Annotated in this window: 16 protein-coding genes and 1 pseudogene; 5 read left to right on the top strand and 12 right to left on the bottom strand. The window is 28.0% G+C overall.

Annotated features, from left to right (window positions below; genetic code table 11):
• Nucleotides 1–4 precede the first annotated feature (4 nt).
• The 8 genes from prmA to I4U66_RS00790 form a co-directional block, all read right to left on the bottom strand.
• Nucleotides 5–946, bottom strand: coding sequence for a 50S ribosomal protein L11 methyltransferase (prmA, locus tag I4U66_RS00820; RefSeq protein WP_092927064.1), 942 nt, complete (start codon nt 944–946; stop codon nt 5–7).
• 199 nt (nt 947–1,145) lie between these two features.
• Nucleotides 1,146–2,000: a MurR/RpiR family transcriptional regulator gene (locus I4U66_RS00815; protein ID WP_092927066.1), complete on the bottom strand. Its 855-nt coding sequence runs from the start codon at nt 1,998–2,000 to the stop codon at nt 1,146–1,148.
• A 107-nt stretch (nt 2,001–2,107) separates the two neighbouring features.
• Nucleotides 2,108–3,604, bottom strand: a complete 1,497-nt coding sequence (locus I4U66_RS00810) for a PTS transporter subunit EIIC (protein ID WP_092927068.1) — start codon at nt 3,602–3,604, stop codon at nt 2,108–2,110.
• 23 nt (nt 3,605–3,627) lie between these two features.
• Nucleotides 3,628–4,293 (bottom strand): N-acetylmannosamine-6-phosphate 2-epimerase, encoded by a 666-nt coding sequence (locus I4U66_RS00805; RefSeq protein WP_092927070.1) that lies wholly within the window; start codon nt 4,291–4,293, stop codon nt 3,628–3,630.
• Between the two features lie 237 nt (nt 4,294–4,530).
• The gene (locus tag I4U66_RS14670; RefSeq protein WP_240276131.1) at nt 4,531–4,674 is read right to left on the bottom strand and encodes a hypothetical protein; all 144 of its coding nucleotides are present in this window, start codon (nt 4,672–4,674) and stop codon (nt 4,531–4,533) included.
• A 29-nt stretch (nt 4,675–4,703) separates the two neighbouring features.
• Complete coding sequence (locus tag I4U66_RS00800; protein ID WP_243278766.1) at nt 4,704–5,267, bottom strand: hypothetical protein; 564 nt, start codon at nt 5,265–5,267, stop codon at nt 4,704–4,706.
• Nucleotides 5,268–5,538: 271 nt separating this feature from the next.
• The gene (locus I4U66_RS00795; RefSeq protein ID WP_092927072.1) at nt 5,539–5,718 is read right to left on the bottom strand and encodes a (2Fe-2S)-binding protein; all 180 of its coding nucleotides are present in this window, start codon (nt 5,716–5,718) and stop codon (nt 5,539–5,541) included.
• A gap of 10 nt (nt 5,719–5,728) precedes the next feature.
• Nucleotides 5,729–6,058 (bottom strand): DUF1540 domain-containing protein, encoded by a 330-nt coding sequence (locus tag I4U66_RS00790; RefSeq protein WP_092927074.1) that lies wholly within the window; start codon nt 6,056–6,058, stop codon nt 5,729–5,731.
• Nucleotides 6,059–6,353: 295 nt separating this feature from the next.
• Between I4U66_RS00790 and I4U66_RS00785 the strand changes: the two genes are divergently transcribed.
• Together I4U66_RS00785 and I4U66_RS15000 are read left to right on the top strand one after the other, a co-directional pair.
• The gene (locus I4U66_RS00785; protein WP_092927076.1) at nt 6,354–6,521 is read left to right on the top strand and encodes a (2Fe-2S)-binding protein; all 168 of its coding nucleotides are present in this window, start codon (nt 6,354–6,356) and stop codon (nt 6,519–6,521) included.
• 174 nt (nt 6,522–6,695) lie between these two features.
• Nucleotides 6,696–6,821: pseudogene (locus I4U66_RS15000) on the top strand (choloylglycine hydrolase); the annotation flags it as partial.
• A gap of 131 nt (nt 6,822–6,952) precedes the next feature.
• Here the strand turns inward: I4U66_RS15000 and sstT are convergent.
• Nucleotides 6,953–8,173 (bottom strand): serine/threonine transporter SstT, encoded by a 1,221-nt coding sequence (gene sstT, locus I4U66_RS00775; protein WP_092927080.1) that lies wholly within the window; start codon nt 8,171–8,173, stop codon nt 6,953–6,955.
• Nucleotides 8,174–8,418: 245 nt separating this feature from the next.
• On the opposite strand from sstT, the gene glsA reads away from it, so the two are divergent.
• Complete coding sequence (glsA, locus tag I4U66_RS00770) at nt 8,419–9,345, top strand: glutaminase A (RefSeq protein WP_092927082.1); 927 nt, start codon at nt 8,419–8,421, stop codon at nt 9,343–9,345.
• Nucleotides 9,346–9,435: 90 nt separating this feature from the next.
• Here the strand turns inward: glsA and I4U66_RS00765 are convergent, their stop codons facing one another.
• Nucleotides 9,436–9,627, bottom strand: a complete 192-nt coding sequence (locus I4U66_RS00765) for a small, acid-soluble spore protein, H family (RefSeq protein ID WP_092927084.1) — start codon at nt 9,625–9,627, stop codon at nt 9,436–9,438.
• Between the two features lie 120 nt (nt 9,628–9,747).
• Nucleotides 9,748–9,909, bottom strand: coding sequence for a hypothetical protein (locus I4U66_RS00760; RefSeq protein WP_166504944.1), 162 nt, complete (start codon nt 9,907–9,909; stop codon nt 9,748–9,750).
• 364 nt (nt 9,910–10,273) lie between these two features.
• On the opposite strand from I4U66_RS00760, the gene I4U66_RS00755 reads away from it, so the two are divergent.
• Nucleotides 10,274–11,356 carry a lysylphosphatidylglycerol synthase transmembrane domain-containing protein gene (locus tag I4U66_RS00755; protein ID WP_166504943.1) on the top strand — a complete coding sequence of 361 codons (1,083 nt, stop codon included), beginning with the start codon at nt 10,274–10,276 and terminating at the stop codon, nt 11,354–11,356.
• A gap of 85 nt (nt 11,357–11,441) precedes the next feature.
• Here I4U66_RS00755 and I4U66_RS00750 read toward each other — a convergent pair whose 3' ends face one another.
• Nucleotides 11,442–12,806, bottom strand: a complete 1,365-nt coding sequence (locus I4U66_RS00750; RefSeq protein WP_092927088.1) for an amidohydrolase — start codon at nt 12,804–12,806, stop codon at nt 11,442–11,444.
• A 231-nt stretch (nt 12,807–13,037) separates the two neighbouring features.
• On the opposite strand from I4U66_RS00750, the gene I4U66_RS00745 reads away from it, so the two are divergent.
• Nucleotides 13,038–14,057, top strand: coding sequence for a BMP family lipoprotein (locus I4U66_RS00745; protein ID WP_092927090.1), 1,020 nt, complete (start codon nt 13,038–13,040; stop codon nt 14,055–14,057).
• Nucleotides 14,058–14,078: the final 21 nt, after the last annotated feature.

Here is a 14,078-nt window from a genome sequence, read left to right as displayed (position 1 = left end):
TCACCTACTTAGCTATTTTAGATACTATAGCATTCCACTCACCTAAAGATTCTACATGTACTATTTCTAATCCATTTGAAACTAGTGCTTCTTTAACTTCATCAACCTTTGCATGTATTATTCCTGAAGATATAAATACTGCATCATCTTTCATAAAGTTTTTGATATCTTTAGCTAATAATTTTATTATATCTGCTATTATGTTTGCAACTACTATATCAGCTTTATCAGTTACAACTTCCATTAAATTACCGTGAAGTGCTTTAACACTTTTAGATACATTGTTAAGTTCTATATTTTCTTTAGATACTTTAACTGCTACTTCGTCTAAGTCAACTGCTAGTACATCTCTAGCTCCAAGCTTTGCAGCCGCTATTGCAAGTATCCCACTTCCACATCCGATATCAAATACTTTACTTTCAGGCTTAACGTATTTTTCTAATTCTCTTATACACATGCTTGTAGTTTCGTGAGTTCCTGTCCCAAATGCCATACCTGGATCTAGCTCTATTATAAGGTCTTCATCACCAGCTTCATATTCTTCCCAAGTTGGTTTTACTACTATTTTTTCTCCTATTTTAGTTGGCTTGTAGTAGTTTTTCCATTCATTAGCCCAGTCTTCTTCATCAACGTATGATAATTCAACTATTGCTTCTCCTACATCTATACCGAACTCTTTTAATCCATCTATTCTTTCTTTTATAGATTTAATATCTTCACTTACATCTCTTTCTTCTGTTATGTATGTTTTTATTATTACTCCGTCGTATCCACTATTAAATATTTCTTCTTCAACGAAATCCCAATCAAATTCATTTTTCTTTTGGAATTTGAAGTCTTTAGGATCTTCTATAGATACTCCTCCTACATTGTGTTCGTATAATATATTAGTTATAGCTTCAACTGCTTCTGTTGAAGTTTTTATTGTTATTTCAGTCCATTTCATGTACTACACCATCCTTTTAGAATTCCTGTTTTTACGTAAATTTTATTATATCATATTTAGTATTATCTTTAAAAATAATCTTTTATACTTTTAAAGAAAATTAATTTTTAAAATTAGTTTTCTTTGAAAGTATTATTAATTAATTTTATAATATTAAAAAAGGCCAAGAAAATTCTTGCCCTAATTTACATTAGCACATTTACCTGTATATTGTATATTTGCCTTTTATAGCTTCTGTTGTCTTTAATTTATTGTCGTGTGCTATGCCACCCATATCTTTGACTACTTGTGTATATATAATATCCAATACAAACATCTGAGCAAGTTTTGAATACATTGAACCACTTTCAAATACTCCTTCATTTGAAATATACGATAAACATATGTCTGATAAGCTCCTAACCTTAGAATCTTTATCATTAGTTACTGAAATTACAGTAGCTTCATTTTTCTTTGCCATTTCTACTGAACTTACTATATCTTCTGTCTCTCCTGTATGAGATACACAAACTATTATATCTCCTTTTTTCATTAAAGAAGACATCATTAATATAGTATGACTATCACTAAAGTAATTACAATTTATCCCTATCCTCATAAATTTATAGTTAATATCTTGTGCTATTATTCCAGAATATCCAACTCCAACGAAATACACTTTATTTGCTTCTCTTATTAGTTTTGAGCACTTATGAATATCTTCATAGTTTATTATTTGTGCTGTATTTTCTAAAACATATATGTTGTTATGTAAAAGCTTTTTAGCAGTTTCTCTTGCATGTTCCTTATTATCTATACTGCTATCTATTATATGCTTGTTCTGGATATTCGTAACTTCTTGTGCTAAGGTTACCTTAAAGTCTTGAAATCCACTAAACCCTATCTTCTTAGCAAATCTAGTTATAGTAGCTTCTCCAATATTATTATCTTTAGCTATTTCTGATATAGATTTATATGAAAAGTTTTCCATATCATTTTTTATGTAATCTATTATTTGTCTTTCTGATTTAGTAAATTTTAAATTTTTATCATCTAATTTATTTATTATACTCATTTAACCAGCCCTTTTTATAATAATTCTTTAACTTCCTTTAATTATTTTTAATATTAAAAGGTGTATAAAATATTATACACCTTTTAAGTATTTAGAAACTATATAAATTATTCATTAGTTCCTAATATATCATTTATTATATTTTTATATAAAACTGCTTTGGCTCCAAATACTGCTTGTATTCCTCCACCAACTTCTAATACATCTATTGCTCCTATTTTTTTAATTTTAGCTTTATCTACTTTATTGACATCTTTAACCGATACTCTAAGTCTTGTTATACATGCATCAACTTCTTCTATATTTTCTGCTCCACCTAATGCTTCTATTATAACAACTGCATCGTCCTTTAAAGAATCTTTATCAGTTACTTTAACTTCTTCAACTTCATCGTCTCCTCTTCCTGGCGTTGGTATATTAAACTTTGTTATGAAGAATCTAAAAGACACATAATATATTGCAAACCATAATAATCCTACTGGTATTACTAACATCCAATTTGTTTTGTCATTTCCTTGTAATACCCCAAATAATGTGAAATCTATTATACCGCCAGAGAAAGTATTACCTATTGATATGTTTAATATGTCTGCCACAAAGAAAGATATACCATCTAGTACTGCATGGAAAACATATAAAAGTGGTGATATAAATAAGAACATAAACTCTATTGGCTCAGTTATACCTGTTACAAATGAAGTTAAAGCTGCTCCTAAGAATAATCCACCTACTAAATTTCTTTTTTCTTTAGGTACACAGTGATACATTGCTAAACATGCTGCTGGTAACCCAAACATCATTGTTGCGAATCTACCTGCAAAGAATCTTGTTCCTTCTGTAAATAACCCTACATGATTTGGATCTGCTAATTGTGCAAAGAATATATTTTGAGCTCCTACTACTTGCTTTCCTGCTACTGTTGCTACTCCTCCAAGCTCTGTCATCCAAAACATTGGATATATCATGTGATGAAGTCCTACTGCTCCACAAATTCTCATTAAGAACCCATAAAAAAATGTTCCTACTGGCCCAAGTACTGCTATCTTCTCACCTAATACTACTAACCAACCTTGGAATGTTGGCCATACTATAAAGAATATCGCTCCTACAAATATTGATGCAAATGCTGTTGCTATTGGAACAAATCTTGAACCACCAAAGAAACCAAGTACTGCTGGTAATTGTATGTTATTGTATCTATTATGTAGCCATACTGCAACTGATGCTATTGCAATTGAACCTATAACTCCAGTATCTATTGCTGGTGCATCTGGTGTAAATATTCCAAGCATTGCTTTTATAGATGCATTCATTATAACGTATCCTACCAACGCCGCTAATGCCGCTGTTCCCTTATCTTTTTTAGCTAACCCTACTGCTAATCCTACTCCTAATATTAATGCTAAATTTCCAAATACAGCGTCTCCTGCTGATGACATTATAGTAAATATTGCTTGTAGCCACGGTATATTTAAAAATGGATAAGCATTTATAGTATTTGGATTTGATAATGCTCCTCCTATTCCTAAAAGTAAACCTGCTGCTGGTAATATTGCTATAGGTAGCATAAATGACTTTCCTACTTTTTGTAAGTATTTAAACATATTTGTCTCCCCTTTATATGATTTTACTTTATAGCATTTACAAACTTTGCTGTTATAAGTTGTGGTCTAGTTATAGCTGAACCTACTACTGCTGAAAATGCCCCATTTTCATATACATCCTTTAAATCCTTTGGTGTATTTATTCTTCCTTCTGCTATAACTGGTATATATAATTCATTTGATAATTTTTTTATAAGCTCTAAATTTGGACCTTCATGCTTTTCTGAGTAAGAAGTATATCCACATAATGTTGTCGATATACAATCACACCCTAGATTTTGAGCATTTAAGGCTTCTTCATATGTTGATATATCTGCCATTACTAAAATACCAAAGCTATGTATATAATCTATTAAATCTTTTAAAGTTTCACCATTTGGTCTAACTCTATCAGTAGCATCTATTGCTATCATTTCACATTTTGTCTTTGAAAGTTCTTCTACTTCTTTTTTGGTAGGTGTTATATATATTTCTGAATCACTATAATTTCTTTTTATAATTCCTATTACTGGTAAATTAGTTGTTTTTTTTATTTCTAATATATCTTCCACGCCTTGTGCTCTTATAGCTACTGCTCCACCTTCTTTAGCTGCTTTTGCCATCTTTCCCATTACAAATGAACTATGTAATGGTTCATTTTCTAAAGCTTGGCACGATACTATAAGTTTTCCTTTTATTTGTGTAAACATCATCTTCCCCTCTTCGCAATCGTTTTTTATGTTCAAATTTTATCATATCATTTTTATTTCTGCAAGTTTTTTTCCTTTTTTATTATTTTTCTCAGTCTATTATTTATATTTTAGAAATATATTTTCATTTTTGAAATTAATCAAAATATCTATATTAAATTCAATTGTGAGTATTATCTTCTTTGTATATAAAAAGCTGTCTAAAAGTATTTTAACTTCTTTTAGACAGCTTTTTTCTTATGTATCTTGATTAGATATTTGCCTTGGCCACGAAAGTAAATCTTTTCTAGATATTTCTAATTCTTTTTCTTTAGGAAAATGTATACTACAGAAATAATTATGATAATTTGCAGTCCATACATACTTGTCCCATACTCTCATGTTTTCTCTATTTATAAATAATTGTTCTTCTATTTTCTTTTTATGTCTAAGTAATAATTCATATTGAACTCTCTCAAATTCATATTCATTACTACACTCTGTATAATATTAAATATAGTATTTAAGTAATTTAAAAACCAATTTCCATCATTATCTATAAGTATCTTATTTTTCTGAGGTGCTACATCATAATGGTTCATATAAGTTTGTACTTTTGATACGGTATTGTTATCTAATATAATCCTTGGGTAACAAGCAATCTTACTTTCTGTGTTGTGGGCATCCAATAGCGCTGGTCCAAAAACTATATCTTCATTTATATAAAAGTCCCCCATGCTTATACCACCACGAACGAAAAGTCCTTCTAAGGATAGTTTAAACTGATACTCTGCTACATTTTCTAATATTTCATCTAGTTCTTTTTCTCCATCCCCTTTTATAGGATAGGCCACTACCATGTTATCCGTAAATATTTTTATTTTACCTTTACTGTATTTATTAGGTATTATACATTGTTTATTTTTATTTATAAGGTAGTTTATTTCTGTTAGTAGATTATTCCCATATCCATTTTTAGAGGAATTCACTATCATTTGTGAAAATCCTAGTATGTCTATTGCACATACAATAGAGTTTACCAACCTTGGATTGTCTCATCATATTTTATTACATTCATTTTTACACATCCTTAACTAATAATCATATATATTATACTTTATTTTTTAATAATCTACTATAAGCTTGTATGCGCACATAAATAAAATTATACTACCTTTAACTTATATTTTTTAGTATAAAAATACTCCATATATTTTTTAATATAAAAATATATGGAGTATTTTAGTAATTCTAAGATTTTTTTCTTTATTTATGTTTTTCTATTAATTCCTCAATTTTAGAAATACATCTGCTGCCTTTACATGGACCAGTTGTTGCTTCAGTCTTTTCTTTTACAGCTTCTATACTTGTTGCTCCTTCTTTTATAGCTTTTACTATTGCTTCCTCACTTATGCTTTTGCATAGACATATTATATTTTCACTCATATTTTCCTCCTTATTTTTGCTTGAATGTAGAACATTTTGTTTCCATATATAAGTTTACATTTTCTCCACTTACTTGTACTACATCTGCATTGCATAATTTGTTATTGTTATATGTACATGTAGCTACATTGCATATTAAACAATCACAAGCATTACTTGAATTTTTACCTTCACTTGCATTATTTATTAACGTTGAGTAATGTCTTTTGTCTAAGAAAGAACCACAACATGTTTCTTCTGTATTTTTTGCTCCTTGTCCACCTATATTTACACGATTAGCATAACAAGTATCTTGACAATTATGAGCACAGTTTGTTACACTACAACTTATTTTTTTCATATATACTCATCCTTCTTTTTATATTTTAAACTAATATTATTTTTAACAATTTAAAAAGTATTATACAACTGTTTACTTAAAAATCTTTTCTGTACTTTATTTTTCTTTTGTATAGATTATAATTTAGATGTCTTATTAGAAGTTTCATACTTTAAAATAAATAACATATGCTAATTATATAAACATAGATGCGATAACTTTTTAAGACATAATATTTTAATTTTTATGATTGAACACCTTTTCCTTGGGTATCTACAATTGTAAGAATACATTAAAGTTTAAAGGAGAATTTAAAATGGAAAATAAAACAGTATGTTTTTGTAAACAAGTTAAATATTTAGATATAAAAAAAGCTATAGAAGAAGGCGCTAAAACAGTAGAAGATATTAAAAATGCTACTGGTGCAGCTACTGGATGTGGTAGATGTGTATCTTCTATAGAAGAAATCTTAAAAGAAAAATAATAAATAAATCTTAAAAATGTTACTCATACAAAAAAAGTGCTTAAATTAAGCACTTTTTTGTTTTATTATTTTTTATTTTTAAGTTTAATTATTTGTTTATAAAATTTATATAATAATTTAACAATAAATGATATAACTTTATATAAAGCTTGTATGTGACAGGAAACTGGAGTTTATTACTATACTACTTACAACAACAGTCAAATAACTGCTATTGATATATTCAAAGAAAATTTAGATGCAGATACTTTAAAGTCTTTTAAATATATTAATAAACCTGTTATACATTTTGCTAGTTAGTTTATGTAATCTAAAACATACTTTAATTTATTTAAATAAAAAAGAGGATAAGTATCCTCTTTTTTATTTTCTATCTAATTTAGTATAAATACATTTTAAATATATAAATTACGCTCATTTAAGTTTTATTTTTATGCTCCTTTTTTCTCTTTTCTATTTTTAGCATATTCTGCCACGGCTGTAAAAAGCACATCCGTAGAAGAATTTAGTGCTGTTTCACAAGAATCTTGTATAACCCCTACTATAAATCCTACTCCTACTACTTGCATTGCTATATCGTTTGATATACCAAATAAGCTACAAGCTAGAGGTATTAAAAGTAGTGACCCTCCTGCTACTCCAGATGCTCCACAAGCACTTACTGCTGACATTAAACTAAGCAATAATGCCATACCCATATCTACTTCTATTCCTAAAGTATTGACTGCTGCTAATGTTAATACTGATATTGTTATAGCAGCTCCTGCCATATTTATAGTTGCTCCTAGTGGTATTGATACTGAGTATGTGTCTTTATTTAAATTTAATTCTTCACATAGCTTCATGTTTACTGGTATATTTGCAGCTGAACTTCTTGTGAAAAATGCGGTTATTCCACTATTTTTCAAACATTTAAATACTAAAGGATATGGATTTTCTCTCATGTATACATAAGCTATTATAGGATTTACTACTAATGCTATAAATGCCATACATCCTATTAATACTACTATTAAATGTCCATAACTAAGAAGTGATTCTATTCCTTGTGTTGCTATAGAATTAAATACCAATCCCATTATACCAAGTGGTGCAAAATTTATTATCCACCTTACAACCGTTGATAGAGCATCTGATACATTTGATATTACTAATTTTGTTGAACTTGAGGCATTTTTTAAAGCTAATCCTAGCATTAATGACCATGATAATATACCTATATAATTTGCATTTAAAAGTGCACTTACTGGATTATCAACCACATTCATTAGTAATGATTTTAATACTTCTACTATACCTTCTGGTGGTACAACATCTTTAGCTCCCTCTACTAATGTTAATGTTGTTGGAAATATAAAACTTCCCACTACTGCTGTTAATCCAGCTAAAAATGTTCCTAACAAATAAAGTACTAAAATTGATTTCATATTTGTTTGCTGACCTTTTTCATGGCTAGATATCGCTGACATTACTAAGAAAAATACAAGAATTGGTGCTACTGCTTTTAATGCCCCTACGAATAAAGAACCAAAAATCACTATTGGACTTGCTATGTCTTTAGCTGTAAGCGCAAGTATTATTCCTATTATCAGTCCTATTAATATTCTTTTTACCAAACTTATTTTATTCCATTTGTTTATTAAACCCTTCATGATCTCCCCCTTTTTCTTTCTTCTATTTTTAGTTCTTATAGAGTATATATGCTTTTTTACTAATCCTATTCTATTTATTTTTAACTTTATATATAAAGTTAAGTAATGATTTGATTGTATAGATTCTAAATTTGTTAATAGTTAATTTTTATAATATTTTTTGAATTTTTAGATATGTTTTTTTGATGTGCTTTAGGGTAAGTACACTACTAATAACAAATTTTATAAAAAAGGAAGCGATTTTTATGTTTGATTTACTAAACAAAATAGTTAATGAAAACAAAAAATACATAAAAAATGGTCATGTAGCTACCTATATACCAGCACTTGCTGAAGTTGATGAAAACCAGCTTGGTGTAGCTATTGTAGATTTGAGAGATTGCAATTGTAAGGAATACTTTGCTGGAGATTATAATAAATCTTTTGCAATAGAAAGTACTTCTAAGGTCATAGCTCTTATAATGGCTATGATGGATAATTCACCACAGTATGTTTTTAGAAAAATAGGGGTTGAGCCTAGTGGTTTTGCTTTTAATTCTATTCTTAATATGAAAATAAATAATAAGCCTTATCCATCTAATCCATTTATAAATGCAGGTGCTATTATTGTTAATTCACTTATAATGGGTAAAAATAGTAATGAGAAAACCAATAGAATATTAGAATTTACTAGAAAGTTAACTAACAATCCTAATATTCATGTAATTGAAGATATTTATTTATCTGAAAAAAGAACTGGTGATATAAATAGGTCTTTAGCTTATTACATGAAGGGGCATGGCCTAATTGATAATGTTGAAGATGTTTTAGACTGTTATTTTAGACAATGTTCTATTTCTGTTACTGCTATGGATTTGGCAAGGATTGGGGCTATTTTAGCTAACAAAGGAGTCAGTCCTTTTACTGGCGAAATGATTATACCTAGAGATATTTGTACTATTGTTAAGTCTATAATGGTTACTTGTGGCCTTTATGATGAATCTGGTGATTTTGCAGTACATATTGGAATACCTGCTAAATCTGGTGTTGGCGGTGGTATACTTGCTACTGTACCTAATAAAATGGGAATAGGTGTATTTGGACCTTCACTTGATGCTATGGGTAATAGTGTTGCTGGTGTTAAGATTTTACAACAGTTGTCTAACGAGCTAGTTTTAGATATATTTGATTAAATTAAAAAGATGCTTAAAATAATTATTTTAAGCATCTTTTTATGATTGTATGTTAAGCATATAGATTATTATGTAATCTATTAATTTTCTCTATTGTTGTTTTTTCTCACTTAGCTCTTCTATTAAAATATCAAAACCTCTTTTATTATTTATTGATTTAACATATGCAGTTCCTATATTACTATTAAGACTAACTATATTTACTGGCTCATTTTGATAATATACTACGATATTTTCCTTTTGCTTTGAGTTCATTATCTCTGCTGCTCTTCTTAATTGCATGATGTTCCTCCTAAATGTTGTTTTAGTCTTAGTTTTTCATTTTTAAATTATTTTATTCTTACATACATATCATAATCCTATATATATCTTTAATATGTTTAATCATATTCCAGTATACTTTTATTTCATCTGCTGCTTTAAATAAATCTCTTTGTCATTCCATAACTCTACTTGTCTATTTATCTTTTCTTGAAGCTCTTTTTGGGTACTTGCCTTTATAATTTTAGTTTCTTTTAAATAAGTATTTTCTATAACTTGTAAACAATTATGTTTCTTTAGCATAATTCCTCCTAAAAACTTTTACATTAGTTTTTTCAAAATTTATTCTATTTATCCATGATTTATCCTTCTAATATTTTAATATTACCATCTGCATATCGCTTTATATGAAACTATTATAAGTTTAGTTGATATATACATTTGTAATTCCTTTTTTTATATGTATAATATATATATAACTTACATTAGATAAACTTTGGTGAATTCAAAGAGATTTATTGCAAGATAAATGTGATTTTTTATTGTTATATAAAAAATCACTTATATACAAATTTAATAGTTTTTTGTAAATTTGATAGATACTATTTTTTATTTCGAACTTAATTAAAAGAGTTGAAAATAGACATTTTTAAATAGGGGTGGTATTATGAAAAAAATAAGTAAAAAGCCTAAAAATCTTTTGCAATACATTTTTTTAATCCTTTTAATGACAGTAACCACTTATTTAGTCGCTAGTACATTAGATATAAATATTTTATCTGATATTTTAAAAGTAATTGATTATAAGTATATAGCTGTTGGATTTTTATTAATGATTTCATATATAATTTTAGAAGGTTATATTTTAAGAGTTATAATAAACTCTATACATGGAGCTAAAACCAAATTTTTAGGATATAAAGTAGGTATATTAGGTCTTTATTATAACTTAGTTACTCCTATGGCATCTGGTAGTCAACCTATGCAAGTTTATGAGTTATCAAAATCTAATATATCAGCTAGCAAAGCTGTTGCAGTTGTCTCTAATAAAACTGTTATATATCAAATTATGGTAACTTTATATTGTATTTTTTTAATGGCTTTTAATGTAGATGTTCTTAAATCTACTTTAAAACCTGTACTTACTTTCATTGCTATGGGTATGTCTCTTAATATAGTTACTTTATGCTTCGGATTTTTTATAGTTTATAGACCAACTCAAACTAAAAAGTTTGTTCACTTTATTTTTAATTTATTAAGTAAAATTAAATTTTTAAAATTTTTAGATAACAAACGACCAAAAGTGAATAGCTTTATAGATGAGTATAATTTTTCCATTAAATCCTTTATAAAGGATAAGAAAGCTTTGTTTAAATCTACATTACTTACAATTGTTCAGCTTACTATTTACTTTAGCATAGCATTTTGTATATATAAAGCTCTTAGATTAAGTGGTGCTTCTTATTTTTATATGCTGTCACTACAAGTCTTTTTATATATGGCTGTTTCTGCTATGCCTACACCAGGCAATGTTGGTGCTAATGAAATAGCATTCTTTACAATATTTGGTGGTATATTCTCTAAAGCTATTATTGGTTATTCTGTATTCTTATATGGAATATTTGTATATTATTTTATTTTAATAGTTTGTGGATTATTTACTATATTATCTCAAGGTAATGTATTTAGAAAAATAAGATTATGGCTTAGATTTGCAAAGTATAAAATGAACACGGCTACTAGTAAGTAGTAGATTCTAATATAAAAATCCAACAGCTTTTACTGTTGGATTTTTATATTTATTTAAAATTACATAATTTATTAATTTATCATATTTATTTTATTACTTTAAAGTTAGTTGTTAAGTTTATATTAGCTTTTTTTCTTATTTTTTCTGCTTGATTCTTTACTTTTTCTAAAAGCTCTACCTCATCTAATACTAATATTTCTTTTTCTTTCATTAACCACTTACCATCACATATTGTTGATTCAATATTTTCACTACTCATAGAGTATACTATATTTCCTATTGGATTATGCATTGGCAGTGAATGTATAGTGTTTGGGTTAAGTATTATCATATCTGCTTTTTTACCAACTTCAAGACTTCCTATTTCCTTTTCTAATAATGCACACTTTGCACCGTTTATAGTAGCCATTTCTAATACTGTCTCTGCATTTACAACTTCTGGGTTTAACGTTCTACCTTTATGTATTAATGATGTTAGGTACATATCTCTCATCATGTCCATTCTATTGTTTGACGGAGCTCCATCTGTTCCTATTGATACAGGTATTCCCTTTTCTAACATTTCAGGTACTGATGCAAACCCTAATACTACTTTCATAGCTGCTGCTGGATTATGTGAAACTTTAACATCATAGAATCTAAATAGCTCTATTTCTCTTTCTGTTAACCATACTGTATGAACAGCCAATAAATTTTTATCTAGCACTCCTAATTTATTTAGATGTTCTACTGTTGTAAGCCCTGCTCTAAGCTTTGCAAATTCAACTTCATCTTCTATTTCAGCAACATGCATATGTATACCTGTTTTGTATTTATCTGCTAATTGTTTAGTTTTAAGTATTAATTCATCAGAGTTATTAAATATTGTTCTAAGAGCAAACCATATTTTTACCCTTTCATTAGATGTATTGTTATATTTATTATATAACTCTTCTTGTGTATCTAATTCTTCTTGTGCAGCTTTATCAAATGCTTTAGGTAATCCTTCCCCCTCATCCATTACTGATTTTGCTAAACATGCTCTTATTCCTGTTTTATTTACTGCTTCTACCATTGCATCTACATATTGTCCGCCTGATTCTAAGAAAGTTGTTACTCCTGAACGTATTAATTCTATACAGCAAGCTGTTGATGATATTAATGAATCTTCATAATCAAAACTACTTTCATAAGGCCATACTCGTTCTCTTAACCAAGTTAATAAATTTACATCATCTGCTATTCCTCTGCCTAGTTGTTGAGACAAATGAACATGAGTATTTACTAATCCTGGCATAAGTATTTTCCCTTTTGCATCATACACTTCTGCACCAGAACTTACTATACTTTCATCAAAATTTCCAACTGCCTTTATTTTATTATCTTCTATTAACAGTTTGCCATTTTCATAAACTTCCCTTTGTCCATTCATTGTTATCAAATATGCATTTTTTATAAGTATCTGCTTCATAATAAACTCCCTTTTTCTCATTTTTTAAAATTATATATTAATCACGAATATTTTTCAATATTTTAAACTTAAAATACGATTTATTTATTTATTATTTTTATTTAATACATCATACTTATTGAATATTTTTTATTAGTATATCATATTTTGTATTTTTTTATAAAAAACTGTTGTATTTTATATAAGTTTTATATTAAAATAAAATCAATCAATGAACATTGGAGGTAAAATATGAGGTTTAAGAAAATATTGACAGCAGGGGTTGTTTTATCATTGATGTCTTTTGCTCTTGTGGGATGTAGTTCAAGTAGTGGTAGTAAAGAATCTGATACTTTAAAGATAACTATGATATCTGACTTAGGTGGTATAAATGACCAGTCTTTTAATCAATCAGCTTGGGAAGGACTGCAAAAAGCTGAAAAAGAGCTTGGAGTTGATGTTGAAGTCATACAATCTAAACAAGTGTCTGATTATGCTCAAAATGTTGAAACAGCTGTAGATAATGATTCTGACTTAGTAATTGGTATAGGTTTTCAAATGGATGAAGCTATAAGAGAAGCTGCTGAAAACTATCCAGATCAAAAATTCGCTATTATAGATCATTCTTATGAAAAGCAACCAGCAAATGTAAACTCTATAATGTTTAATGCTGAAGAAGCATCTTATTTAGTAGGATTAATAGCTGGTATGAAAACTGAAACTAATACTGTTGGTTTTATAGGGGGTACTAAAAATCCAATAATAGAAAGTTTTGAGTATGGTTTCTTAGCAGGTGTTGATGATGCAGGAAAGGGTACTAAAGTTTTAAGACAATATGCAGATACTTATTCAGATGCGGCTAAAGGAAAAGCTATTGCTAATCAAATGCATTCAAATAATGTAGATATAATATTTACAGCAGCTGGAGATACTGGTTCGGGAGCTATAGAAGCTGCTAGAGAAAATAATAAAATGGCAATAGGTGTTGATAAAGACCAAAACTCTTTAGCACCTGACAATGTTATAACTTCTGCTATTAAAAGGGTTGATATGGTAGTATATAATACGGTTAAAGATTTAGTTAACGGAGATTTTAAAGGTGGGGAAATAAGTGTTTTCGGAATTAATGAAGATGGAGTTGGAATAGCTCCTACTACTGAAAAAAATGTTAATGAAGAAATTTTAGCATTTGTTAAAGAACAAACTGAAAAAGTGAAAAAGGGAGAAATAACTATTCCTGTTAATCAAAAGGAATATGATAATAGAAAATAATATTTAAAATATATATGACAT

The sequence above is a fragment of the Romboutsia sp. D33t1_170424_H2 genome, assembly GCF_015669105.1.
GTDB classification, from domain to species: Bacteria; Bacillota; Clostridia; order Peptostreptococcales; family Peptostreptococcaceae; genus Romboutsia_C; species Romboutsia_C hominis.
This window is presented reverse-complemented; position numbering and strand designations above follow the sequence as displayed.